The organism is Glaciecola sp. HA4-3, assembly GCF_055693685.1.
This window is the reverse complement of record NZ_CM146340.1, coordinates 126,182-151,727: the sequence shown is the minus strand read 5'-3', so window position 1 is coordinate 151,727 and position 25,546 is coordinate 126,182. Positions and strand designations below refer to the sequence as shown.

General features: G+C 39.7%; 19 protein-coding genes and 3 pseudogenes. 11 read left to right on the top strand and 11 right to left on the bottom strand.

Going from position 1 to position 25,546, the window contains the following annotated elements; genetic code table 11:
• The first annotated feature begins 117 nt into the window (after positions 1 to 117).
• Positions 118 to 2,088, top strand: coding sequence for a methyl-accepting chemotaxis protein (locus tag ACZ1G6_RS00715; RefSeq protein ID WP_472617627.1), 1,971 nt, complete (start codon positions 118 to 120; stop codon positions 2,086 to 2,088).
• Positions 2,089 to 2,188: 100 nt separating this feature from the next.
• Here ACZ1G6_RS00715 and glmS read toward each other — a convergent pair whose 3' ends face one another.
• The 6 genes and pseudogenes from glmS to ACZ1G6_RS00685 form a co-directional block, all read right to left on the bottom strand.
• Positions 2,189 to 4,024: a glutamine--fructose-6-phosphate transaminase (isomerizing) gene (gene glmS, locus ACZ1G6_RS00710; protein ID WP_472617626.1), complete on the bottom strand. Its 1,836-nt coding sequence runs from the start codon at positions 4,022 to 4,024 to the stop codon at positions 2,189 to 2,191.
• A 12-nt stretch (positions 4,025 to 4,036) separates the two neighbouring features.
• Positions 4,037 to 5,405, bottom strand: a pseudogene (glmU, locus tag ACZ1G6_RS00705) (bifunctional UDP-N-acetylglucosamine diphosphorylase/glucosamine-1-phosphate N-acetyltransferase GlmU).
• Positions 5,406 to 5,518: 113 nt separating this feature from the next.
• A complete protein-coding gene (locus tag ACZ1G6_RS00700; RefSeq protein WP_472617625.1) occupies positions 5,519 to 6,406 on the bottom strand; it encodes a DMT family transporter in 888 nt (295 codons plus the stop codon).
• Positions 6,403 to 6,861, bottom strand: a complete 459-nt coding sequence (locus tag ACZ1G6_RS00695) for a methylated-DNA--[protein]-cysteine S-methyltransferase (RefSeq protein WP_472617624.1) — start codon at positions 6,859 to 6,861, stop codon at positions 6,403 to 6,405. The genes ACZ1G6_RS00700 and ACZ1G6_RS00695 overlap by 4 nt, the downstream gene beginning before the upstream one ends.
• Positions 6,858 to 7,337 (bottom strand): DNA glycosylase family protein, encoded by a 480-nt coding sequence (locus ACZ1G6_RS00690; protein WP_472617623.1) that lies wholly within the window; start codon positions 7,335 to 7,337, stop codon positions 6,858 to 6,860. Before ACZ1G6_RS00690 ends, ACZ1G6_RS00695 begins: the two co-directional genes overlap by 4 nt.
• Entirely contained in the window at positions 7,330 to 8,271 is a 942-nt protein-coding gene (locus tag ACZ1G6_RS00685) for a DNA-3-methyladenine glycosylase 2 family protein (RefSeq protein ID WP_472617622.1), read from the bottom strand. The genes ACZ1G6_RS00690 and ACZ1G6_RS00685 overlap by 8 nt, the downstream gene beginning before the upstream one ends.
• A gap of 99 nt (positions 8,272 to 8,370) precedes the next feature.
• On the opposite strand from ACZ1G6_RS00685, the gene ACZ1G6_RS00680 reads away from it, so the two are divergent.
• From ACZ1G6_RS00680 to ACZ1G6_RS00670, 3 genes are all read left to right on the top strand, one after another.
• Positions 8,371 to 9,528, top strand: a complete 1,158-nt coding sequence (locus ACZ1G6_RS00680; protein ID WP_472617621.1) for a serine hydrolase domain-containing protein — start codon at positions 8,371 to 8,373, stop codon at positions 9,526 to 9,528.
• 103 nt (positions 9,529 to 9,631) lie between these two features.
• Positions 9,632 to 10,546, top strand: a complete 915-nt coding sequence (locus tag ACZ1G6_RS00675; RefSeq protein ID WP_472617620.1) for a GGDEF domain-containing protein — start codon at positions 9,632 to 9,634, stop codon at positions 10,544 to 10,546.
• Between the two features lie 14 nt (positions 10,547 to 10,560).
• On the top strand, positions 10,561 to 10,800 hold the full coding sequence (locus tag ACZ1G6_RS00670; protein ID WP_472617619.1) for a GGDEF domain-containing protein: 240 nt from the start codon (positions 10,561 to 10,563) through the stop codon (positions 10,798 to 10,800).
• A gap of 6 nt (positions 10,801 to 10,806) precedes the next feature.
• Here the strand turns inward: ACZ1G6_RS00670 and speA are convergent, their stop codons facing one another.
• Entirely contained in the window at positions 10,807 to 12,756 is a 1,950-nt protein-coding gene (gene speA / locus ACZ1G6_RS00665; RefSeq protein ID WP_472617618.1) for a biosynthetic arginine decarboxylase, read from the bottom strand.
• Positions 12,757 to 13,059: 303 nt separating this feature from the next.
• Between speA and ACZ1G6_RS00660 the strand changes: the two genes are divergently transcribed.
• On the top strand, positions 13,060 to 14,043 hold the full coding sequence (locus tag ACZ1G6_RS00660) for a GGDEF domain-containing response regulator (protein WP_472617617.1): 984 nt from the start codon (positions 13,060 to 13,062) through the stop codon (positions 14,041 to 14,043).
• Here ACZ1G6_RS00660 and ACZ1G6_RS00655 read toward each other — a convergent pair whose 3' ends face one another.
• Positions 14,044 to 14,493, bottom strand: coding sequence for a tellurite resistance TerB family protein (locus tag ACZ1G6_RS00655; RefSeq protein WP_472617616.1), 450 nt, complete (start codon positions 14,491 to 14,493; stop codon positions 14,044 to 14,046).
• A 162-nt stretch (positions 14,494 to 14,655) separates the two neighbouring features.
• Between ACZ1G6_RS00655 and ACZ1G6_RS00650 the strand changes: the two genes are divergently transcribed.
• Positions 14,656 to 16,992: a PAS domain-containing hybrid sensor histidine kinase/response regulator gene (locus ACZ1G6_RS00650; protein ID WP_472617615.1), complete on the top strand. Its 2,337-nt coding sequence runs from the start codon at positions 14,656 to 14,658 to the stop codon at positions 16,990 to 16,992.
• Positions 16,993 to 17,089: 97 nt separating this feature from the next.
• Here the strand turns inward: ACZ1G6_RS00650 and groL are convergent.
• From groL to ACZ1G6_RS00635, 3 genes and pseudogenes are all read right to left on the bottom strand, one after another.
• Positions 17,090 to 18,735, bottom strand: a pseudogene (gene groL / locus ACZ1G6_RS00645) (chaperonin GroEL).
• 65 nt (positions 18,736 to 18,800) lie between these two features.
• Positions 18,801 to 19,091, bottom strand: coding sequence for a co-chaperone GroES (locus ACZ1G6_RS00640; protein WP_472617614.1), 291 nt, complete (start codon positions 19,089 to 19,091; stop codon positions 18,801 to 18,803).
• Positions 19,092 to 19,262: 171 nt separating this feature from the next.
• Positions 19,263 to 19,769, bottom strand: coding sequence for an FxsA family protein (locus tag ACZ1G6_RS00635; protein WP_472617613.1), 507 nt, complete (start codon positions 19,767 to 19,769; stop codon positions 19,263 to 19,265).
• A gap of 256 nt (positions 19,770 to 20,025) precedes the next feature.
• Between ACZ1G6_RS00635 and ACZ1G6_RS00630 the strand changes: the two genes are divergently transcribed.
• From ACZ1G6_RS00630 to ACZ1G6_RS00610, 5 genes and pseudogenes are all read left to right on the top strand, one after another.
• Positions 20,026 to 20,295 carry a hypothetical protein gene (locus ACZ1G6_RS00630; protein WP_472617612.1) on the top strand — a complete coding sequence of 90 codons (270 nt, stop codon included), beginning with the start codon at positions 20,026 to 20,028 and terminating at the stop codon, positions 20,293 to 20,295.
• Positions 20,296 to 20,326: 31 nt separating this feature from the next.
• Positions 20,327 to 22,264, top strand: a pseudogene (locus ACZ1G6_RS00625) (protein-disulfide reductase DsbD); the annotation flags it as partial.
• 130 nt (positions 22,265 to 22,394) lie between these two features.
• Positions 22,395 to 23,561, top strand: coding sequence for a methyl-accepting chemotaxis protein (locus tag ACZ1G6_RS00620; protein ID WP_472617611.1), 1,167 nt, complete (start codon positions 22,395 to 22,397; stop codon positions 23,559 to 23,561).
• A gap of 19 nt (positions 23,562 to 23,580) precedes the next feature.
• Positions 23,581 to 23,862: an STAS domain-containing protein gene (locus ACZ1G6_RS00615; RefSeq protein ID WP_472617610.1), complete on the top strand. Its 282-nt coding sequence runs from the start codon at positions 23,581 to 23,583 to the stop codon at positions 23,860 to 23,862.
• Positions 23,863 to 23,878: 16 nt separating this feature from the next.
• Positions 23,879 to 25,543, top strand: coding sequence for a SpoIIE family protein phosphatase (locus tag ACZ1G6_RS00610; protein WP_472617609.1), 1,665 nt, complete (start codon positions 23,879 to 23,881; stop codon positions 25,541 to 25,543).
• Positions 25,544 to 25,546: the final 3 nt, after the last annotated feature.

Genomic DNA, 25,546 nt, shown 5'->3' with positions numbered 1-25,546 from the left:
TGAGTATATAGTCCCCCACTTTTTAAAATCACAAGTCTCTGCAGAATTAAGGTGCTTAGTCGATAATTAGCATTAATCTTTAACGCGTCTTTTATTAAATTTTACCTAGGGAACACCATGAATCCTTTGAGTCATCTAAAAATAAAAAGCAAAACTTTTGTTTCTCCTATCATTTCGTTCTTTTTTCTGGTCGCCATTTGTGTGGTGACTTTTGTTAATTTAGTGAACATTGGCAATGATGTTGATATTGTCGCAAATAAATTATCTGCTAACGCTTTTTCTTCAAACACGCTTCTAGACCAAATGTATCGCAAACGAATGAGTATGAAGAATTTCGTTCAAACATCTAACATCAAATACGCAGATGTATTTAATGATATGTCCAGTGAAATGAAAGCTACCATTACGGACGCTCGTGCAAGAGACATGTCACTTGAACAAAGTGACCTGCTATCTAGTGCTTTCGAAAAAAATAAAGAGTATACGGCACTTTTTAACACCATCGTTTTACCTAACAAACAAAAAGAAGACAAATTATTCGAGACAAAAATTACAGAAATGGGGAGAGCGGCAAGGCAGCATTTAAGCGCAATTATGGAAAGCGCATATCAAGATAACGACCCTGCGGCAGCTTATTATGCCGCAATTGTCCAACAACATTTGCTACTATCTCGCATTTATGTCAGCAAGTTCATCGTTACTGAAGACGATGATTCTGTAGCGCGCGCGACAAAAGAGATTGACATCGCAATTGAAGCAATTTTAATTCTAAACGGTGAATTACAAAATCCGACTCGTCGTTCTTACCTAAGTAAAGCCTCAGACTTAATTAACCAGTACCGACAAGGAATTATCGACATAGCTGATGCATTAAATGAGCGCAAGGAAGCGATAGACAGACTTGATAAGATAGGGCCTGAAGTAGCAACCATTGCACGCAAAATGGCATCCTCTTCTCTTTTATCTATAGATGAGAAATCCAATGCAATAAGTCAAGTTGTAACAAAAAACGAGGTAACACTTATCATATTGAGTGTTTTATCTTTGATCATTTGTATATTTGTGGCGCTTGTGGTTGCTCGTTCTATTAATAAACCAATTACACAAACAAGCAAAATGCTACAAGAGATAGCGAGCGGTAATGGCGATTTAACGATGCGGCTTGAGTACTCGAGTAAAGACGAACTTGGTGAGCTTTGTAATCATTTCAATGCGTTCATTTCTAATATACAGAATATAATGCTTGAAGTTTCTAACGCTACCTTACAACTTAGTTCCGCAGCGGAGGAACTATCAACAGTGGCAAAAACAACCAACAATGGCCTTATCGACCAAGAAACAGCGTTAATCGATATTGTAAATTCCAAAGATGCTGTCGTAGAAAGCGTTAACTATGTTGCTAGTCAAGCAGGTGTTGCATCTAAAACCGCAGTTGATACATCTCAAGATGCTAGTGACGTATCTAATACGATGAACTCAACATTTAACCATATTAGTTCGTTAGCCACAGACCTTGAGAATTCAAGTAAAGTGTTTGAAGAGCTTCAAAAGGAGAATGAAAATATTGGGCGCGTCTTAGAACTCATTAATGGCATCACCGAACAAATTAACTTACTTGCCTTAAATGCTGCAATCGAGGCTGCCCGAGCGGGTGAAGCAGGAAGAGGATTTGCAGTAGTAGCGGATGAAGTAAGAACTTTAGCTAAAAGGACAAAAGATTCTACCGAAGAGATTGTAAGTTCTATATCTAGTCTTAATCAATATGTTGGACTTGCTTCAGATTCAATTGTTAAAAATAAAAACGAGGCATTTGCTACTGTCGATTCCGCCAAAATTGCTAAGCAGCGCATAGACGAAATTAATACCAAGATTGCAATGATAAAAGACTGTAATATCGATATATCTAAGGCGACTGATGAGCAGCAAGAATCGTTCGGTATTGTTTCATCCGGTCTAGAAAAAATAAAAACGGTTACTACACAAACCAAACTGTCTTCTGCTCAGTCCACAGAAGCAAGTCACGATTTAACTCGTTTGAGTTCAAATCTTCAAAATATCGTCGGACAATTTAAAATTGAGAGCAAATGATTAACTTATTCCATGTTTGATATAAACATTTATAAGTTTCAGTTAATAAGACTATTATTTGAGCATGAGCAAACAGCGGTGCCATCGCACCGCCATATTATTATTCAACAGTTACCGATTTAGCCAAATTACGGGGCTGATCAACATCCGTACCTTTGATTAGCGCAACATAATATGAAAGCAATTGTAGTGGAATGGTGTATACAATTGGCGCGACAGACTCCATACAATGAGGGACTTGCACAACTCTCATGGTTTCATCACTTTCAAAGTGAGCATCTTTATCAGCAAATACATACATTATACCGCCTCTTGCTCGCACTTCTTCAACATTGGATTTTAGCTTTTCAAGCAGTTCGTTATTCGGTGCAACGACAATCACGGGCATATCAGCGTCAATCAATGCTAATGGGCCATGTTTAAGTTCACCTGAAGCATAAGCCTCCGCGTGAATATATGAGATCTCTTTAAGCTTAAGCGCACCCTCCATCGCAATAGGATATTGGTCGCCTCGGCCCAAGAACAAACTATGATGTTTATCAGAAAACTCTTCTGCCAAGTCTTCAATTTCATCCGCTAAGCTCATGGTTTCTTCAAGCTTCGCAGGCAAGCTAACAAGTGCGTCAAGAATATTATCAATAGTTTGGGCAGACATATCTTTATGTTTGCCAATAGAGACTGTTAGCATTAACAAAGCGGCTAATTGCGTCGTAAACGCTTTGGTCGAAGCAACGCCTATCTCGGCACCTGCGCGTGTTAAAAACTTAAGGGCAGATTCTCGTACTAATGATGAACCATCAACATTACACACGCTCAAGCTCGACATATAGCCACTTTGCTTTGCTAGTTTTAAGGCCGCTAGCGTGTCTGCAGTTTCGCCTGATTGTGAAATAGTCACTAACAAACTATTTGCTGGTACAAAAGACTTGCGGTAGCGGAATTCAGATGCTATTTCGACATCACATTGAACACCAGCGTATTGCTCAAGCCAGTATTTTGCCGTCACACCTGCATGATAGCTGGTACCACAGGCGATGATTTTAACATATTGAGTATTTGCAAAGATTTCATCTGCGCCTTCCCCAAAGATACCGGGCGCTAGGCCGTTTGCTGTCACTCTATCTTTTAATGTATTGCGCAGCACTACAGGTTGCTCGTAAATCTCTTTTAACATGTAATGACGGTATCCAGCTTTATCACCAGCGTCATGTTCTACATTTGACTCAACAATTTCACGCTCCACGTTATTGCCGTTTGCATCGACAATTTCAACACTGGTGCGCGTAATCTGCGCGACATCGCCTTCTTCTAAGAAGATAAATCGGCGAGTCACAGGTAAAAGCGCCATTTGATCTGAAGCTAAAAAGTTCTCATCAATGCCCAAGCCAATAACCAGTGGACTTCCAGAACGGGCGACAACTAATTTATCAGGCGTGTTTTTATCCATAACAACAGTGCCATAAGCACCTTCAAATGTTTTAACCGCTTGCTGCACAGCTTTAAACAAATCATCGGTACCTTGCATTTTTAGCGCAATACTATGGGCAATTGTTTCAGTATCTGTGTCAGACACACAGTCATAACCCGACGCTTTTAAACTTGCTCGTAAGCTATTATGGTTTTCAATAATACCATTATGAACAACCGCAAAACGTGATTCACTTGTATGCGGATGCGCATTTGCTTCAGTTACACCACCGTGAGTTGCCCAGCGCGTATGTGCAATACCCGTGCTGCCTTTGTTGGCATCTGTCATTTGCTCTAATGCATCAGATAAGGCCTTGACCTTACCTATTCGCCTAACAACCGATAACTTAGAACCTTCTAATAAAGCGACGCCTGATGAGTCGTAGCCTCGATACTCTAATCTACGCAAACCTTCCAATAAAATATTAGTGACGTTGCGCTCAGCAACCGCTCCTACAATTCCGCACATATGCGTTTTCCTTTATTTGTCTTTTTTGACTGGCTTTTGCCAACCAGAGATATTTCGTTGTTTACCACGCGCTACTGCTAAGACATCTGCTTCAACGTCTTTTGTAATTGTGCTGCCAGCACCGACTGTAGCATCATCGCTGATATGTACTGGAGCCACTAATGACGAATTAGACCCAATAAATACATTATCGCCGATGGTAGTTTTAAATTTGTTTTTACCGTCATAATTACAAGTGATGGTACCTGCACCAATATTGCTTGCTGCACCTATTTCGGCATCACCTATATAACTTAGGTGATTGACTTTTGCCCCTTTGCCAATAGTGGACTTTTTAATTTCTACAAAATTACCTACTTTAACGCCCTCTTTTAAATCAGCACTAAGGACGAAGTCGAGCATAAGGGCCAATTGTGCATGCGTCGGCTACCTTTGCGTCTTCAAGTAAGGAGTAGGCATCGATATGCGTATTGTCGCCAACGACGCAGTCGCGCAGCACACAATTTGGGCCAATGCTGACGTTGTTACCAAGTACGACTTTACCCTCGATAACGGCATTGATATCAATAAAGACATCTTCACCTACACTTATCTGGCCGCGTACATCGATGCGATGAGGGTCAGCTAATGACACGCCTTGTGCCATTAAATCGTGAGCAATACGCAATTGATATGCGCATTCAAGAGATGCCAGCTGTGCTCGGTTATTTACCCCTTCCACTTCGCGGTGCCAATCAGGTTGAGCAGAACTGATTCTCTTACCTTCTTTTGCTGCCATTTCAATGACATCAGTGAGGTAATACTCGTTTTGTGCATTGTCACTTGAAAGATTATCTAACCAGCGCTTAAGGTCAGCGCCAGCCATAATCATCATACCCGTGTTTATTTCACTAATGGCTAATTGCTCTGTATTAGCGTCTTTGTGCTCAACGATTGCGGTAATATTATTTGTTGGGTCTCTGACAATTCGCCCCATACCAGTAGGGTCGTCTAAGTTCACGGTTAATAGCGCTAAATCCGAATCTTGTTTAGCTTTTACTAAGCGCGCTAGCGTTTGTGTTGATATTAATGGCGCATCCCCAACCAAAATCAATACATCATCACTATCGTTGATGTTATCGACTGCTTGCATCACTGCATGACCAGTGCCAAGTTGCTCGGCTTGCAAGCACCAATTCACATTATGTGAGCTCAAGGCTTCTTTGAGCATATCTTTACCATGCCCATAAACCAAATTTATGTTATTTGCACCAAGCGGATAGACATTGTCGATTATGTGCTCGACCATGGGTTTATGCGCAATTTTGTGTAAGACTTTGGGAAGCTTAGATTTCATTCTAGTGCCTTTCCCTGCAGCTAAAATGATAACGGATAATGACATAAGTCAGCCTCAATAATTCAGTGCGCAATAGTGTACAAATAATTGGACTTTTTGTCAGTTACTTTCGTGCTTTTGGCCATATTCAATTGCTATTAGCAAAATGACATTTCTAATTAGACTACATTGCGTTTCTTGCGTTGAAAAACACTAAGCACATTTGTTGCTAACATGACGCCCAACAAAATCAAACTGCCCCCCATTAACACTAATGAAGATAGATGCTCATTCAAGATGAGATACCCCCAAAGAATGCCAAACAAAGGGACTAAGTAGCCAACAGTCATTGCTCTAGATGCACCCACCTTTGCAATTAAATCAAAATATAAAACGTAAGCTAGTCCGGTACAAATAAAGGATAAAACAAGCGCACTGGAGATAGCTTTTGCACTAGGAAATGTATCTGGTAGGTTTAATAGGGCAATAGGTAATAAGGCCAGTGCTGCAAACAATTGACTGCCACCGGCTAAAGCAAAGGACTTGACTTGAGATAGCTTAGCTTTGAGATAACTGGCAGATAAGCCATAACAAAGTGTCGCAAGCAAAATACATAATATGGGTAAAATCGTGTTGTCTCCTACATTGGACTGCTGATAGCTAATTAACATAACACCCATAAAACCTAATAAAATACCTAGCAAACCAGCCTTGCCAATGGACTCTTTTAAATACAAATAAGCTACCAATACACCGAACATTGGTGCGGTCGCATTTAAAATAGCCAAAAGGCCTGCTTGCAGATGCAATGAACCATAATTAAATAGACAAAATGGAATGGCCGTATTGAGCAAGCCAACTAATAGCAATTGCTTCCAATAAACAAACAGATCTTTGTGTTGTCGTTTAAAATATACAATAGGCATTAATAATATAAATGCGCCTATTGCCCTTATTTCAACAAGTGCAAAAATACCAATTTCTGGCACCGCCCACTGCATTAGCATAAACGAAGCGCCCCAAATCGCGCCAAGTAATAACAACTCAATAAAATGTAGTAAACTCAATGTGTTTGCTCTAAAGATAAAAGGAAGGATTTACGGGACAAACCACCAGCGTAACCCGTTAGTTTGCCGTTGGCCCCAATAATACGGTGGCAGGGTACCACAATAGAAAGAGGATTTTTGCCGTTTGCTGCGCCAACTGCTCGTGAGCCAGTAGGCTTACCTATTTGTTTTGCAATATCGATATAAGCACAAGTTTCACCGTATTTGACGTTTAGCAGCGCTTGCCATACTTGTTTTTGAAATTGTGTGCCTTTGGGCGCTAAGGGTAAATCAAAGGATTTTCTGCTCCCCTGCAAGTATTCATTCAATTGTATTTTGGCGCGTTCGCAATGCTCATTACTCAATTGCTTGCCTGACAAAGGTTCATCAAAAAATCTAATCTGTGTCAGCCCAAGCTCATCGGCATATACTCTGATAAACCCAACCGGACTTGATACTTCGCTCACAAATGTCATCCGCTTATACTCCACATATTTAAACTCAAATAACTACGCCAAGGCGAAGCATTATCAGGCTGAATTACCTGTCCACTTTCCAATTTTGCCTTCATTTGCTTTTTAATTACCAAATCTGTTTCTAAAAATATATCGGTATTATTGCGAGCGCGTAAGTCTACATAGTTGACTGTCCATGGACCTATGCCTTTTATGCGTAACCATTCACTTAATGCAAATTGACACACGTTAACATTTTCACCTTGTGCTTTTTCAACTGCCACCAAGTGCCTAGCTAAAGCCAGTATACTATCACGCCTAGCCTGAGGGACTTTCAAAAACTGTAAATCAGAATTAAGCACTAAAGAAGGCTGGGGAAAAGCTTGTTTACTTTGCTCTGCAAACCCTTGATAAAACTCATTGACTTTATTTACCGCTGCAGTCACTGATATTTGTTGACCTAAAATTGCACGACACCCGGCTTCAAAGTCACCCACTACACCAAGGCAACCTGATCCCTTTTACTAATTCTTCGGCTTTTAACCCTGCTTTGAGCAAAGCTCGTTCAATCAGGCTTGGGTCAGCATGCAAGTCAAGCCAGTCTGCGCATATTTTCTTTATCAACAGTGTATATTTTGAATAAGCAACATCAAAGCGAAGCATAAATGCATGTTGCTCAGGCAAATGCTCAATCTCAATTAAAATGACCTTACCATCAATATTCACATATTTGTGTATGCCAGTATCATAAATATATTCATTTCCCTTAATTTGTCGTCTTGAGAAAAAATCTCGTACATTTTCCCAGTCATATGGAGGGCGGTAATGCAGACTTATATTCATTTTTTGCATTAAGCCCTCTTCAGCATTGGCTTTTTTTACTTGCTTAGCTCGTATTTGGCTTGGTGTTAACTTTAAGACTTTTTTTGTATGCACTTGGAGTTGACGACTTGAACTAAACCCCACAGCTTGTGCAATCTCTTCTATACTTAAACGACTTTGTTGCAACAGACTTTTGGCTTCTAACAGTTGTTGAAACAATACAAACTGTTTGGGGGCCACATGCAAATGCTCAACAAATAATTTGTGTAGATAGCGGCTTGAAATCCCCAAACGCTCAGCAATATTGCTAAGATCAGTGCCTAAATCTGAAGACAATATATTCATAGCACGCTTAACCGTTGTATTAATGCCTTGCCAAGCTGGTGAACTTGGTGCTGCGTCAGGCCTGCATCTTAGACACGGTCGATAGCCTTTAAGAAGCGCTTGTTGAGAAGTGCTACAATAACTCACGTTTTTTTCAAGCGGCGCACGCACCTTGCATACGTTTCGACAAAAAATGCCCGTTGTTTTAACTAAAACAAAAAACATACCGTCAAAACGAGGATCTTTTGAAAACCTTGCTTGTTGACATTGTGAGTGCGATAACATTTTTTTGCCTACAGTGATAAACTAATAATCTGGCGTTATAATAGCCTATGTTGATATTAAAACACGTTGTTTTCAGAACTGATTTACCAAGAGAGCGTATTGAAAAAAATAATCATAATTTTTATAGCAACCTTTAGCAAAATTGCATCTGTAGCCTTATTAAGTTTGACTGTAAATCATCTATGCTATGCGAAAGTTGAAACCTCTTTGTGGGTGCAAAACTACTTTGATGAAGTGACAGACCATGCTAGGAAAATGAACGTACCAGGACTAACCATGGTAGTGGTGCAAAAAGGTAAGCCGGCGATGTTTGTTTATTACGGTCGCACATATAAAAATGGGCAACGTATTGATCAAGACACATTGTTTCGGCTGGCGTCAGTCTCAAAAACATTCACCGCAGCTTTGGTATCCAAACAGCATGCTAATCAGACACTTGATTGGCAAACCCCTGTTGAAATCATGACACCTGAATTTAATATCAGCAATCATACAGAAAAGCCCATTTTATTGCGTCACATTATTGGACAATCTGCTGGTTTTACGCCAAATGCTTATGATAATTTGATTGAGGCAAATTATGATAGAAAACGCGTGCTCGCGGCCTTGGAAAACTTAGATAGCTTATGCAAACCAGGATATTGTTACACTTATCAAAATGCCTTGTTTGGTGTATTAGAGGAGTTTTATGTAAGCCAAAACACCTCGTACGCACAGCAACTACAGACAGAATTATTTGACCCACTGAACTTACAAGCTAACGTTGGCAAAGCATCCTTAGAACAAAATAAAAATTTTGCGAGGCCACATGCAGCCCTAGCTCGAGACAGATGGCGTAAAGTCCCAGTCAAAGAAGACTATTATCGTTTTGCCCCTGCTGCTGGCATCAATGCCAGTATAAAAGATATGGAAACATGGATAAGGGCATTACTTTTAGAGTATCCAGACGTTATCAATCAACAAATGATAGATCAAATGACGCAAGCGCGCGTTCAAACAAAAGGTGAAATGCGCCGTAAACATTGGCGAGCCCATTTACGCTCTGCTCATTATGGCCTTGGGTGGCGCGTTTACAACTTTGATGGTAATACGGTAAATTATCACGGAGGCTGGGTACAAGGATACAGGGCCAGCGTATCATTTTCACCTGATTTAGACCTTGGAATCGCGGTACTAATGAACGCGGAAAGTAGCATAATTAGTGAAATGAACGCCACTTTTTGGCGACTTGCCCATGAAAATAATCCTAACGATTAAACATTAAGACCTTTGTATAAATACAAACCCATTCGTGTTTTTAGTAAATCGTATATACTATCGTTCGCGTAATTTTTAATAGGTAGCAAGGCAAATCAATAATATGCAGGCAAGTATTGCACAATTAGTAAAACGAGATACCGTCGCCACGCTATACGCGCAAACACTGCGTGTTACTTTGAGTCACATAACCGTAACAGTTATCATGTGCCTTTGGTTTGCCAGTGTTGCCAACAAGGTTGAACTGGCAGTATGGAGCACCTGCATTGCGATTTTCGTAGTTTCTCGTTTAGTTTTGAATCATTTTTTTGTCAAAAAAGACCGAATAAATGAACAAAAAATATGGCTTCACTTATGGGGCTTGAATTCTGTTATCTCCGGTGGCTTGTATTGCGCAGGTATTATTTACTTTTCCCCTTTAGCACAGCCTGAATACCTTGTTGGTATCGCTGTTTTTGTAGTGGCAATTAGCGCTGCGTGTGTGATTGCCTTTGGTGTTAGTCGATATGCCATCATGTGCTTTTTTCTTCCCTTGGTGATCCCTTCAACCGTTTTTTTAGCCGTGATGGGTAATCAAACAGGAAAGCTAATCGCCTTATCAATGGCCGCTTATACTATTGTCGTTTTCTTGTTAATCAGGCCTGTTACTCAAGCCTATAAAAATGCTCTTACACTTAGCTATCAGCACAAAGAAGAAATAGAGAAAAGAAAATTAGTCGAAAAACAACTTCAAGATATTTCCAGACGTGATGGTTTAACTGGTTTATTTAATCGTCGTTATTTTGAAGAAGTACTAGAAATCGAAATTGGAAGAGCGAATAGAAATCATCAGTCCCTATGTTTGCTCATGTTTGATGTAGACTGTTTCAAAGAATACAACGACAAATACGGTCATGTTGCAGGTGACGAGTGTTTGAGCAAAGTGGCTGACATCGCCCAGCGACTTGCCAGCCGAAAAGGTGATTTAGTCGCTGCAGGTACGGCGGCGAAGAATTTGCTATTATTTTACCTAACATAGAATTAGAAGGGGCAGTGGCGTTTGCCAACAAGCTGCAACAAAGTATTCAAGATACAAAAATTGAGCATCTAAGTACCAAACTAACATCACTTAAGCGCATTACTATTAGTGTGGGTGTGACCAATTTGGTGCCCTTTAAAAAGGTACCTAATAAAGAACTTATTTCTGCCGCAGACTCAGCCTTATATGAAGCTAAACGACAAGGCAGAAATAGAGTATATCATTTCGAAAACACTGGCTTTATCAATAATTAGTTTAGCTTAGTCAGGCGTATTCAGATAAGTGTAACCTGCTAAACACGCTTCATAGAAATCCGTCCATTTAACACCTTCTCTGGGCTTTAAATTACCTACGCTCACTTGTTTATCTATCATGCGTTTAACGTCAATTGCCATTGCGCTAGGATGATATTGCATAATGCCTAATACTTGCTCTACCGTTGAGCCTTTGATCACCTCTTCAATGTAAAAATCTTCAGGATCATCATCATAGCTAAAAATATGCACTTCATTTAATCGACCAAATAAGTTGTGCATATCTCCCATCACATCTTGATATGCCCCTGTTAAAAATAGGCCTAAATAAGTTTTCTCTTGGGGCGCCAACTCAGGCATAGGCAATACATTTGAAATGGCATGGTCGATGACAAATTGATCGATTTTGCCGTCACTATCGCAAGTAATATCTACCAAAGAACAATTCTTAACAGGCGCCTTATGTAAACCTACTACGGGCACTACTGGCAACAGTTGACCTATTGCCCAGCTATCTACAGCAGATTGAAAAACTGAAAAATTACATAAATACTGCGAAGAAAGTGAGAAATCCAAAGCCTGTAGTTCTTCTGGTACAAAATCTGCCTTGGCATAGCGTAATTGCACAGCTCTCATGATTTGCCAGTATAGGGTTTCGATTTTTGCCAATTCCTCAATGCCGATTACACGTAAAGTAAATGCTTGGGATGCTTGTTCTTTCCACTGTGAGGCATCATTGAACACTTCTTGAAAGTTCATTTCATCGTCAATGCTTTGGTGTAGTTCGCGCATATTCTTAAGCAGAATATGCTCATTTGCCGTGGGCGATGTATCAATATCTAAGCCTTCAGGTTTTATTTCACCTACCACTTCAGTAATTACACAAGAATGGTGTGCAGTAATTGCTCGGCCACTTTCCGTTACAATATTTGGATGAGGTATCCCTTCTAGGTCACAGATTTCTCGTAAGCCATAAACAACATCTGCCACATACTCGCGCAAGCTATAATTACGTGAAGAATCATTAGTGGATTGACTCCCATCATAGTCAATACCAAGCCCTCCACCAACATCCACATATTTCATATTAAAACCAAGCTTATGTAGCTCAGTATAAATACGTCCGCTTTCACTCACCGCGTCTTTAATCGCTCTGATATCAGGTAGCTGACTACCAATATGAAAATGCAACAACTGAAGAGTATGCCCCATATCGTTTTCTTCTAAATATCGAGCGGCTTTGATAATTTCTGATATGGTCAAACCAAACTTTGCTCTATCACCACTAGAGCCTTGCCATCTTCCTTGACCTTTGGCTCGCATTTTACTGCGCAAACCAACGATTGGCTCTATATTTAGTGCTTTACTCACCTCAATTAGCATGGTTAATTCGCTATATTTCTCAATGACAATAACGACCTTGCGCCCCAATTTTCGCCCAAGTAAGGCTAAGCGCATGAACTCTTCATCTTTGTAGCCATTTAAAATCGTCAAGGCATTAGCATTAGTATTAAATGCTAAAACGGCTAATAATTCTGGTTTCGAGCCTGCTTCTAAACCAAAATCATAAGGCGCGCCTGCATCAATTATTTCTTCAACGACTTCACGCATTTGATTTACTTTTATGGGGTAAACACCATTATATTGACCAGTGAATGCTGCTTCTTTTATTACCTCGTCAAATGTTTCATTTAGATTAATGACTTGCGAGCGAAGCACATCGTGGAACCTAAGCACTATCGGAAATTGAATACCTTCACTTTGTATTTCGCTTATCAAGGAAGCAAAATCTATTTTCATATCAGGTTTATTATTGTCAGGGATAACTTGAACATTGCCGCTTTGGCCAATCTTAAAATAACCGCCGCCCCAGCTCGAAACGCCATAGGTTCTTTCAGCATGGGCTATTGACCATTCATCAAAGCCCAATGGGTTGTGTTTATTGTTTTTTTGCATATTTACAAGATCTACTTATTAACAGCAATCGCATTACTGTTTAATTAACTAATAGCTGTTTAGTATATCTTCGCATGCTAAAGCCGCAAATAAAAAAGATGCTAACAGCAACTCAACGCGATTCTATCCGCTTTATCTCAGCGTTTTACCCATAATGTAGTCAATATGTTAAATCTACGTAAATAGTGTACTTATAGCTAGTTGATTTGCAGTGCTTACTTCGCTATAAGTGATAGTAGGTAAATGACGTTTGGTTATTACCCTTGCCGGTAACTACGGCAAAAACCTTTTGAGGCACAACTAATGCAAGCAGTGGATTTAGCGCGCGGTGAACAACAAAGAGACAAAGCTTACCGGGTAATGGTAGTTGACGACAACGAATTAGAGCTGAAACTCTATGCTAGTGGCTTGGCTAAACATTTTACAATGATATTTGCAAAATCGGCCAGTGACGCATGGGATTTATTAAACAGACAACCTCCTCCTGATGCAATTATTCTTGACATTATGATGCCCAATGAAGATGGCTTAGCTTTATGTGACCGAATAAAAGAGAACCAGTTTACCAAAGACATTCCAATTATCTTTATTTCCGCACTAACCGGTCCTACTATAAAATCGCAAGCGTTTGAGATTGGTGGCGCTGACTTTGTAACAAAACCGCCAATGGTAACCGAACTTATTGCCCGTATTAGGCGTCATATCGAGGTTTACCGTAAAACCAAGCGCTTAGAATCGTTAATTTATATTGATCCGTTAACTCACCTACCAAATGCAAGCAAATTCAAAGAAGTACTTGAACAAGAGTGGTCAAGATGCGCTCGGTACTGGCATCATATTTCAATGTTGTTGATACGAATTGACAACATGGCGCAATATAAACAAGAAAATGGTTCAGATGAATATTACAGCTTAACCGCTAGTATTGCAGATGACTTTTCCCAAATTGGTGGCCGTCCCGGGGATTTATTTGCTTCTTTGGGAAATGACACCTTTGGGCTTTTGCTATCCGATTGCAGCACAGACGGATCGTTGCTTAAAGCCAATCAAGTCATGGATAAGTTTCGTAGTCCAAATTTTGCAGTCAATCAGCAATTAAACGCACGAGGCTTATCGTGCACTATAGCATGTGCTGTAGGCGCGCCAGCAGGAGGGGGTAAGCCTCACAAACTATTCCAGATTGCTGATGACCTGTTGTTTGAAGCAAATCAACGAGGAGTGGGCCTTATCTATCAAAGCCCAGAGATTTTGGGCGTTGATGGCATTGCTGGTGAGCAGGCAAGTTAATTAAATCTGACCATTTTCGCTTAGCTTTGTTTTGATAAAGTCGCTGTGTCTTATATACAGTAAGTCTGCGACTTTTCTAATAATACTGTCTTCAAACTTATCTAATTTGCCGTCAGCGTAGGCGACTTTCCACATTAAACTAATCACATTTAAACGTTGCTCATAGTCATAGTGTTCATTCATTAGGGTAGTAAATGGATGCACCGATATTGTGTCTTGACTTTGTTGCTCACTAAATGCAACTAATGTTTTGACATCATCTTCACTTAGTTGGAAATTTTCTCGCAATAAGGCATTGATAGCATTCTTTTCATCAATATTTTTATCAAAATCAGCGTGTGCAACTTCCAATAATAACAAGGCGCACGCCTGTTGTAGGTCTTTTTGAGAATCTACAGAAGTATCTTTGTCATTGTTTTTATCAAAGAACGCTTTTAGATTTTTTATCATTATCTTCTCTATTGTATAGACTTGTTAGCTGTGACACATTAATTGCAGATTTGGTTCCGCTAGAACAATACTTACATATTGGTATACGGACTTATTAATTTTAATCATCTTCACACACACATGGCCGATACAATAACGTAAACCAGATAAATTGGATCTTCGATGTTGCCTACTTCAGACTTTTTTGAACACTTGCCGTATTTATATATGCGTTGCTCGTTAAGTGGGAATATTCAAACGAGCAATCAATTTATACTTGATTTAACTGGCTTTACCCATGAGCAATTGCAGACCAAGACCCTTCTTGACTTGTTTCACCGTGATGATAAAACAGATCTACAAAAAGTCTTAAGTGATAAAAAAACAAACCAACAATTTACTCATCGAGTCGCAAAACAAGATGGTAGCTTTATTTGGTGTAAATGGCAGCTAGTAATCGCGCCGGATGACGCTGCTATTTACTTCATGGGTGAAGATGTTTCTGAAGCAAAACGAATCGAATCCGCGTTTAAAGCGTTGGAGGAAGTTACTGATACTGGTTATTGGGAAATTGATCTTGATACAGGCGTCCTTTTTTGGTCTGACAAAATACATGAAATTCATGACACTGATAAGCACACTTATAAGCCAAAACTAGAAGATGGCCTGAAATTTTACGAGCCTGAGTCTTTACCTACATTAACCGAAGCGTTAGAAGAATTAGGAGCAACTGGTAAACCTTATGATGCAGAATTATTTTTTCGCTCAAATAAAGATCGTCGCTTAATTGTCAATGCAAGGGGCTTTTCTGAGTCAATCAATGGCAGAGTGGTTCGTAACTTCGGTACATTCAAAGACTTAACCCAAATAAAAGAAGATGAGCAGCAAAGGCAATCTTTGGAAGAGCGAGTAGTCCTTGCCCTTGAGGCAGCTAAAATCGGTGTATGGGATTACAATTTCGCCAACGACCTCCTTATTTGGGACAAGCGCCTATTAGACATTCATGGTATTGAAGCAGAGGATTTCGACCAAAGCTACGCGGACTGGCGCAAGTCAGTACACCCAGATGATGTAGACGCTGCAGAAGCGGCCTTTCAACAATCGGTAGAAAAAAATGACTACTTTAATCATACTTTTAGGGTCGTAAGGCCTTCTGGTGAAGTCCGATATGTGCTAGGAATGGCATCTACTAGTTATGATAAACATGGTAAGCCTATTAAAACCACAGGAGTTAATATTGATTTAACTGAATCAGAAAAAACTAAAAAAGCACTTCAAGAGGCTATCAATAAAGCGAAATCAAATGCTTTGTTAGCCCAAGAAATGGCTACGCGAGCGCGAGCAGCCGATGTGCAAAAAAGTGCTTTTTTAGCCAATATGAGTCATGAAATTCGAACCCCTATCTCAGGAATTATTGGCTTATTGGATATTCTAATCGATGGCCGTTCACAGCAACAATTTAGTAAAAAGCAAATCGATGAGTACTTAAACATTGCGAAAAAAACATCAATACACCTGTCAAAGGTGATAGGCGATACTCTTGATTTCTCAAAAATAGAAGCCGGAAAAATCGCCATACATAATGAAGTATTTATGCTGCAAACCGTGTTTGATGACTTGTCAGATAGCTATCAACTTCAAGCTAAAGAAAAGGGCTTAACGCTGTCCTTCGAAACACGCGATACCGACAAATATTTTGTACTTGGCGATGCTATCCGTCTCAAACAGATTTTATATAATCTGCTGAGTAATGCCTTTAAATTCACACAAAAGGGCAGTGTTAAGCTAAAAGCACGTTTAAAAACACAATCCGATTCATCTGCTATTTTAGTCTGCTCGGTTAGCGATACGGGGTGCGGAATTGATGAGCAAAAAATTGCCCAATTGTTTAACCCATTTGAACAGCTTGACTCAAGCTCAAGTAAGCAAGCAGAGGGGACAGGACTAGGCCTAGCTATATCAAATGAGCTTGCTCAACTTATGGGAGGCAAGATTGAGCTTAGTAGTGAGCTAAACAAAGGTTCACGCTTTGTAATTAACTTACCATTTACCTTACAAGAAAAAGAATCCATCACTATTGACCACAAAGATGAAAAACGAACAAGTCAAATGGAAAATACCTTGCATAACAAGCATGTATTAGTAGCAGAAGATAACGAAATTAACACTTTGATTATTACTAATATTTTGGACGATTTGAATATGCAATATACCTTAGCAAAAGATGGCCTTGAAGCACTTAACGTATTAAAAGATCAAAACGACACACATTTCGATTTGATCTTAATGGATTGTCAAATGCCAAGAATGGATGGCTATGAAACAACTAAGGCCATTCGTTCTTACCCTGCTCTTAAGCATATTTCAAACACCCCTATTGCTGCTCTAACGGCAAATGCTATGGTCGGCGACAAAGAGAAATGTATTGACGCGGGAATGGATGCATATATGGCCAAACCGATAGACCGTAGTACGATGATAAAGACGTTTTATAGTCTACTAAATGAGGCTGTTCATTAGACATGGTATACCGACCAATATTGGTATTTTAAGGATAAACAGACACAAAAAAACCGCAAACAAACTGTTTGCGGTTTTTCGTTTAACAACTGACAGCTTACATCATGCCGCCCATTCCACCCATGCCGCCCATATCAGGCATTGCAGGTGCTGCTGCATCATCAGCTGGTGCGTCAGCCACCATTGCTTCGGTAGTGATCATCAAACTAGCGATTGATGCCGCAAACTGTAATGCTGAACGCGTTACTTTTGTAGGGTCTAAGATCCCCATTTCAAGCATATCACCATAGGTATCATTACCCGCATTATAACCAAAGTTGCCTTCACCGTTTTTAACGGCATTGGTTACAACAGATGCTTCAGCACCGGCGTTTGATGCGATTTGACGTAACGGAGATTCCATTGCACGTAGGGCAAGCTTGATACCAAGTGTTTGCTCTTCATTATCACCTGTTAAGTCAGCAATTTTCGCTGCTGCACGAACAAGCGCAACACCACCACCATAGGTACAACACCTTCTTCAACCGCGGCGCGAGTTGCGTGAAGCGCATCTTCTACTCGTGCTTTTTTCTCTTTCATTTCAACTTCAGTTGCTGCGCCTACTTTAATAACTGCAACACCACCAGCCAATTTAGCCAAACGTTCTTGAAGTTTTTCTTTGTCATAGTCTGAAGATGATTCTTCAACTTGTGCTCGAATTTGGTTACAACGACCTTCGATTGCATCTTGGTCACCCGCACCATCAACAACAGTTGTATTATCTTTGTTGATAACAACACGTTTCGCTGTACCTAAGTCTTCTAATTGCACTTTTTCTAGCTCAAGACCAATCTCTTCAGAGATGACCGTACCGCCAGTTAAGGTAGCGATATCTTGTAACATCGCTTTACGGCGATCGCCAAAGCCTAGCGCTTTAACCGCAGCTACTTTTACGATACCGCGCATGTTATTTACAACCAATGTCGCTAGTGCTTCACCTTCAACATCTTCAGCAATGATAAGAAGTGGTTTGGATGATTTTGCAACGGCTTCTAAAGTAGGAAGCAACTCACGTATATTCGATACTTTTTTGTCTACTAATAAAATAAATGGGCTATCAAGCTCAACCGTGCCATTTTCTTGGTTGTTGATAAAATATGGTGATAAATACCCACGGTCAAATTGCATACCTTCTACAACATCAAGCTCATTTTGTAATGCTTGACCTTCCTCAACGGTTATAACACCTTCTTTACCAACCTTTTCCATCGCTTCGGCAATGATTTCACCTACAACGGTGTCAGAGTTTGCAGAGATAGTACCGACCTGAGCAATTGATTTGCTATCAGCACAATCGGTCGATAACGATTTTAGCTCTTCTACTGCTGCGGCAACTGCTTTGTCAATTCCACGCTTTAGATCCATTGGATTCATGCCCGCAGCAACTGATTTTAAGCCTTCTGTTACGATTGCCTGAGCAAGTACTGTAGCTGTTGTTGTGCCATCGCCAGCTTCATCATTTGCTTTAGAAGCGACTTCTTTAACCATTTGAGCACCCATGTTCTCAAATTTGTCTTCTAATTCAATTTCTTTTGCAACCGATACACCGTCTTTTGTGATGGTAGGTGCACCAAATGATTTTTCTAGAACAACATTTCGACCTTTTGGACCAAGTGTTACTTTTACTGCATTTGCTAATACATTAACGCCTTTAAGCATCTTAGTGCGTGCGTCATCGCCAAAATATACTTCTTTAGCTGCCATGATTATTTTCCTCTAAATTTTTACGTCAAACAAATTTTGATACGTGACAATATTTGATAAGTTAATTATTCAACAACCGCTAATATATCGGTTTCGCTTAAGATTAAGACTTCTTCGCCATCAAGCTTTTCTGTTTTTACGCCATAGCCTTCACTGAAGATAACGCTATCGCCAACTTTAACGTCTAATGGTTGTACATCACCGTTGTCTAGAACACGGCCATTGCCGACCGCAATTACTTTACCGCGGGTTGATTTTTCAGCTGCCGAACCAGTAAGAACAATGCCACCGGCTGACTTGCTTTCTACTTCTTCACGCTTAATGATTACGCGATCGTGTAAGGGACGAATTGCCATTTTCAAATCTCCTGAAAATTTAATTAAACACATCAGTTTAAGGTTAACCGCTTAGTTTTAGCATAAAACCAAACTAAGTGGATTTGCTATGTTAATGCCATAGCGATTATAAAGTTGATAGGTAAATGGGGGATAAGGTATATAAACTCAAGGGGAGAAATGAAAAAAAACTTAATTTAAACGATTTTTTTCATCATTTTTGGTTTTATCAGTGTATTCGCCATCAATGACATCATCATCGGCACTTCTGTTAGCTCGCTGCCCAAAATCAGCTTGCTGGTTTTGGTGGAATGTAGTTGAGTTAAAATCACCTCCGATAACGCCGTTTATTTTGATTTTTGACATTACAAATGCAGCAATAGGTGCACGACTAAATGGTAGTGTAAATAGAAAACCAACAATATCCGTAATAAATCCCGGGGTAATCAAAAGCACGCCGGCAATTAGCAACAAAATCCCCTGTGCAAGTTCGCTTCCAGGCGCTTCACCTTTAGCCGTTTTGAGTTTTAGCTGCTCTATTAAGGCAAAACCTTGTTGTTTAACAAAAAAAGCACCAAAAAATGCTGTGATAAGCACCACAACGAAGGTATTCACGCCGCCAATGTTTTGTGAAACATTAATAATCAACATGATTTCGGAAATAGGTAAAACAACAAACAACAAAAAAAGAAAAGGCATAAATTCTCCGGGATGAAAAAAGCAAACACATATTGAGCGTTGCAATAAGGTATACCTTGGGACACCTTGTGAGTTTTTCAATCTAAATATGACAACTTAAAGTATGATATCGTATAAAATTGACCGTGCTAAATGCTGTGGCTAGATTATTTTCACTATAGAAAAGAGCATAGTGAAATTTTTCTTTGCAAAAGTGGGTCTAGAAACAGGTAGATAAACATCAACGCACATTTGTTGTGAAATAAGGAAACCTAGCGTGAAAAAATTCGCTCATGGCGCATGCAATACATTTAAAACTAAACACTTTATGGCTCGATTGAGCCTTGCGTTAACACTAGTAATAAGCACATTTTTTTTGTCAATTACTGGGCAAGCCCAAGTCACACCTGAGTCCTTATTTTCAGATGCCCCTAAATTTTTAAAAGTAGATGAAGCTTTTGGTTTTGATTATGAGCAGCGTGGCGATAAACTTATTATCAAGTGGGATATTGAACTAAGGCTATTACCTATACAAAAAACAATTTAGAGCAACAACCAAAGATGCAGCCGTTGGTGAGCCTAGTTACCCCGCCCATGAACAAATAGAGGATGAATTTTTTGGTCTATCAGATGTGTTTTTTGAAGACATGGAAATGTCCTATCCTTTAATCAGGGCTAAACAAGATGGTTCTGTCAAAATTCGTTATCAAGGATGTGCTGAAGCTGGGTTGTGTTATCCACCGACCACCAAAGTAGTCTTTCTAAATGCCTTTGATAGCGGCAAATTAAGTGCTGAAGAGGCCTTTAGCGTTGTTTCTGTTGAAGAAACTGAAAATGCCAATGGGCGAGGTCAAATATCCGTAAGTTACCGTATTACCGACGGGTATTATTTACTTGAGTCAGGGTTTAAAGCCGACCCTCTTATCCATGAGCTTGATGAGCCTACATTCTCAAAAACGCCTGAAATCGCAAGCGATTCCACTGGTGCGAATGTCAACATATTTACCGGTGATGTGCGCGTAGACTTTCCTATTATCTCAATTGATAGCGAGTCAGGTGCACCGCCAATGGTGGATATTTATCATCAAGGTTGTGCGACCAGCGAATTATGCTACCAAACTGTTAGCACAAAAGTCGATTTATCGGCTCCTATTGTAGGCCAAGACACCAGCAGCTCCAGTAGCACACTTGCTGATAATTCATCTCCTGTATCACAGCAATTTTCTTTGGCCGATACCTTACTGACCGGAAATATGTTCGTCAGCATGGGGACCTTAATTGTCCTTGGCCTCTTGCTTGCATTTACACCTTGTGTGTACCCGATGTATCCGATCTTATCGAGCATTGTTATTGGCAAAGGTAAAAAAGAAATTAAAGCATCACACGCCTTTTCCCTATCATTTATGTATGTACAGGGTATGGCAATTACGTATTCGATCATCGGTCTAATTGCAGCATATGCTGGTGTGCAATTTCAAGCAGCCTTGCAAAACGAAATCCTATTAAGCGTATTTGTCATTTTGTTTGTGTTACTTGCCGCTGCAATGTTTGGTTTATACGAAATACGCCTACCTGCTACATGGCAAGAAAAACTAAACAATTTAAGTAATGAACAAAAACAAGGTAATTATTTTGGCGTATTTGTTATGGGTGCTATCTCAGGCTTAATTGCCTCGCCATGCACTACCGCGCCTCTTACCGCAATACTAATTGTAGTCGCCCAAAGTGATAGCTTAGTCTTTGGCTTTTTTGCACTTTATGCTTTGAGCATCGGCATGGGCATTCCGTTAATTATGTTTGGCGTTACAGGGGGTAAATTACTACCTAAAGCAGGCAATTGGATGAACGTCATCAAAGTCACCTTTGGCTTTATGATGCTAACCGTCGCTATTTTATTTATCGAGCGCTTTGTTGTTGCTCAGTGGACCGAGCTATTATGGGCACTGTTAGGTATGGCGCTATTTACTTACTGGTACACGATGAACCAAAGCACTCAAACCAGTTTAGGTAAAGGCGTTAGAACCTTAATAGCGATGATAGGGCTAGTTTTTTCCATCATTTATGGTTTACATACTTTGCAAAAATTAGATCTCGTTGACATCGGTCTAGGCAATACCACTATAAGCGGGCAGGAACATTCAGAACATCCAGAGTTTATGGTTGTAAAAAGCTTAAGCGACTTTGAACAAAAACTAGCGCAAGCCAATACCCAAGGCAAAACTGTGATGATGGATTTGTACGCCGATTGGTGCGTGGCATGTAAGGAGTTTGAGAAATACACCTTTCCCGACCCTGCTGTCGTTGATGCATTATCGGAAACTGTATGGATGCAGATAGACCTTACCGATAACACGCCAGAAAACATTGAATTCCAAGAAGCATACAATATCGTAGGTTTACCCACGATTATGTTTTTTAACGAACAAGGACAAGAACTTAGCCGCTCTAGAGTGACTGGTTTTATGAAAGCTGATGCATTTGCTGCCCACGCAAGAGGCGCCTTACCAAAAAATTAAACTTTTCTAAAATCTATACGATACCTTTATTACTTATCAAAATTGCTTTTTACGTTAAATCAGGTCAGTGACACGCTGAGCTGATTTGAATTAACAATAAGCAAGGTTTTCACAGTGTAAAGAGTAGCGTATGAACACCGCAAAAATACCAATACTTGTTGTTAGCGTAAGTAGCATTTTATTGTCCATTATAATCATGGCACTTGGATATTCGTCTATGAGTCTGCTCATTGCGATATCTGGCTTATCTTTTAGCGTTTATTTAGGTGCATTTAAAACAGATAACAATGCAACTAACAGCACACATGCGCAAGACGATTATCAAAAACAACATGCTCTAGAACAAAAAAAAGCCGCCTTTGAAAAACTTCGCAAGGAGTTTCTGCCTGCCTTTAGTGAGTGTGAAAACAATATAGCAGACATCAAAAGTACGCAAGATGATGCAGTAGCTACCCTAAGTCATAGCTTTGATACCTTGCAAGGTTTGGTTAGTGTGCAATCAAAAATCATCCACAATTTGATTCACTTAGAAGGTGAGGATGATGTTATGTACAGTGAAAAAATGAAGACTTTTGCTGATAGTACTGGCGAAACATTAGATAAATTCATTAAATCAACGGTTGACATGTCAGCATCGTCAATGGCGCTACTTGACCAAGTCACCGGCATCTATGAGTCTGTCCCAGAAGTATTAAAAGCCGTTAAAGACATCGACTCTATTGCTGATCAAACAAATTTACTAGCGTTAAACGCTGCGATAGAGGCTGCGCGCGCGGGTGAACACGGCAGAGGCTTTGCGGTTGTCGCTGATGAAGTACGTTCGTTATCCAACCGTTCTTCACAATTTAGTGAGCAAATACAAACAAAACTCAAAGTGATGTCTTCTCAAATTGAAGGCTTAACTTCAGAAGTTGGTGAATTAGCAAGCTATGATGTAAGTTATGTTATTGATGCCAAAAAAGATATTAATGTAGCGCTTAAAAGTATTATCGAAAAAGCAGAAGCTGATTCTGAGGTAACCGCGGGACTTGAAAAAACCGCACTTGAACTAGACGATGCGCTTAGTGACGCGATTAGAGCCCTGCAATTTGGCGACATAAATGGACAAAACTTACAATTTACGCTTGAAGCTTTGAGCTTTATTAAAGCTCAGGCGCAATCGCTGTCCATAGACAATCTTGAGCATGTGGTCGAACAATTGCACGAACATGTTGAAAAACTTCAACAGCGCAAACGTGACAGCCATAATCCAGTATCTGCCAATTCGATAGATGCCGGCGAGATAGAATTATTTTAATTTATAAAGGAAACATCTAATGGCCGAACGTGCACTTCAAATTCCAGAGCGTTTTGATTTTAGTTACCACAAAGAATTTACTGACCAATATCAAAAGATTTTAGAAAACAATTCAAGCGATGCCATTGCCTTGGATTTTAGTAAGGTCAACTACCTAGATAGTAGTGCTTTAGGCATGATGGTGTTGTTTCAGAAAAAAGCAAAAGCCAAAAATATTAAAGTACGTATACGCGGCGCTAAACAAAGCGCTAAAGAGATTTTACAAATAGCAAACTTCGACAGATTGTTTGATATTTCTTAGTTAAGATACCCAACCTATGCGCATTCTTATTGTTGAAGACGACGCTCTTTTTGCAGAAATCCTGCAAACCTTTTTAAGTGACATGGAATGCACATCTTGGATCAGTTCAACGATTCGTGGCGCGCTTGAGCAATTAAGCGCAGACCATTTTGATATGGTCTTACTAGACAACCATCTACCCGATGGCGATGGTATGCATCATATCAGTGAGTTTAAATCAACTTATAAAACGCCTCTACCCGTTATCATGATCACCGGTGATGATAATCAAAATGATATGCTCAAAGCATACAAAGAAGGCTGTGATGATTATCTTACCAAGCCTTTGTCATTAGATTTATTGTGGCAAAAAATTCAACGCACATTACAAGTATATGCATCGGGTAAAAAGCTAATTGATCAAACCAAAGATTTGACCAAGCTACTTAATAAACAAGAGCAAGAAGAACAATTGGCTCGTTATGTATACGAGCATGTTGCATCTAATTTAATTGTGCCAACAAATTATGTAGATACTTATTTACAAGCATCTAGCGCATTTAATGGCGATGTGTTTATTTGTGACTCTGCCCCTAACGGTAACAAATTTATTTTGTTAGCCGATGCAACCGGCCACGGTTTGTCAGCAGCTATTAGTATTTTACCGCTGGTAGGCACTATCAAAGCGATGATTCGTAAAGGCTTATCGTTGTCGCATATTGTTCATGAAGCAAACAAAAAGCTTTGTCGTGAGCTCCCTGATGATAAATTTGTTGCCTTAATTGGGGTTGAAGTAAATTTTTTACGGCAAGAAATGGCCGTTTTTAATGGTGGTATGCCAGATATTATTTGCCTAACTCACGATAATGCATGCGAACAAATATCTAGTACTTCTATGGCTTTGGGGATTATGGACCCTGAAGACTTTGACGCGGGCATTATCACTATACCGACCAGTCTTTATCAAAATATCTTTTTCTTTAGTGATGGGCTAATAGAACAGCAAAACAACGCTGGTGAAGCTTTTGGAATGGATCGCACCATTAGTATTTTATCTGACTGGTCTTCAAAAGAACCCCTTATAAGTCGTGTGGTTAATCACTTCACAGTATTTAACGAACTCAATGAGCTTCATGATGATTTGTCTATTTGTGATTTACAAATTGAAATGCTGGTCAAAGACAATAAAGAGAACAAACCAATACGCGCTAATAAAATAACTGGCAGGTTATTTGCTTCAATTGAAATCGAAGGTCAATTACTTGGCGTGACTGACATCATTGGCAGTTTCGATTGTTTAATGCAAACCGCTGATGTTGTAGGTGATTTACGACAGCGCGCATTTACAGTGTTTGCAGAGCTTATTAGTAATGCGCTTGACCATGGCATTCTAGATTTAGACTCTGCGCTTAAAGACGACATCGCAGGCTTTGCAGAATATGTTGAGCAAAAAGAGACTCGATTAGGTTCATTGCAAGATAGCGATAAACTAGAAATGAGCATGGAATACTTTCCTGCATCTGAACAAATAAAATTTAAAATAAAAGATAGTGGTTCAGGTTATGAAGCAGATGCCGTTAAACAATTAAATGAAGGTGCGTTGTCTGGAAGAGGCATGACCTTAATCAATAAATTATGTAAACAGGTCGAAATAGTCAGCCCTGGTAATAAGACAAACATTACAATACAGCGAGAAGCATAGTTC

Excerpts from the sequence above, each read along its gene's own strand:
- ACZ1G6_RS00715 (WP_472617627.1), top strand. The coding sequence starts at position 118 with ATGAATCCTTTGAGTCATCTAAAAATAAAAAGCAAAACTTTTGTTTCT.
- glmS (WP_472617626.1), bottom strand. The coding sequence starts at position 4,024 with ATGTGCGGAATTGTAGGAGCGGTTGCTGAGCGCAACGTCACTAATATT.
- ACZ1G6_RS00695 (WP_472617624.1), bottom strand. The coding sequence starts at position 6,861 with ATGACATTTGTGAGCGAAGTATCAAGTCCGGTTGGGTTTATCAGAGTA.
- ACZ1G6_RS00685 (WP_472617622.1), bottom strand. The coding sequence starts at position 8,271 with ATGTTATCGCACTCACAATGTCAACAAGCAAGGTTTTCAAAAGATCCT.
- ACZ1G6_RS00675 (WP_472617620.1), top strand. The coding sequence starts at position 9,632 with ATGCAGGCAAGTATTGCACAATTAGTAAAACGAGATACCGTCGCCACG.
- speA (WP_472617618.1), bottom strand. The coding sequence starts at position 12,756 with ATGCAAAAAAACAATAAACACAACCCATTGGGCTTTGATGAATGGTCA.
- ACZ1G6_RS00660 (WP_472617617.1), top strand. The coding sequence starts at position 13,060 with ATGCAAGCAGTGGATTTAGCGCGCGGTGAACAACAAAGAGACAAAGCT.
- ACZ1G6_RS00655 (WP_472617616.1), bottom strand. The coding sequence starts at position 14,493 with ATGATAAAAAATCTAAAAGCGTTCTTTGATAAAAACAATGACAAAGAT.
- ACZ1G6_RS00650 (WP_472617615.1), top strand. The coding sequence starts at position 14,656 with ATGTTGCCTACTTCAGACTTTTTTGAACACTTGCCGTATTTATATATG.
- ACZ1G6_RS00640 (WP_472617614.1), bottom strand. The coding sequence starts at position 19,091 with ATGGCAATTCGTCCCTTACACGATCGCGTAATCATTAAGCGTGAAGAA.
- ACZ1G6_RS00635 (WP_472617613.1), bottom strand. The coding sequence starts at position 19,769 with ATGCCTTTTCTTTTTTTGTTGTTTGTTGTTTTACCTATTTCCGAAATC.
- ACZ1G6_RS00620 (WP_472617611.1), top strand. The coding sequence starts at position 22,395 with ATGAACACCGCAAAAATACCAATACTTGTTGTTAGCGTAAGTAGCATT.
- ACZ1G6_RS00615 (WP_472617610.1), top strand. The coding sequence starts at position 23,581 with ATGGCCGAACGTGCACTTCAAATTCCAGAGCGTTTTGATTTTAGTTAC.
- ACZ1G6_RS00610 (WP_472617609.1), top strand. The coding sequence starts at position 23,879 with ATGCGCATTCTTATTGTTGAAGACGACGCTCTTTTTGCAGAAATCCTG.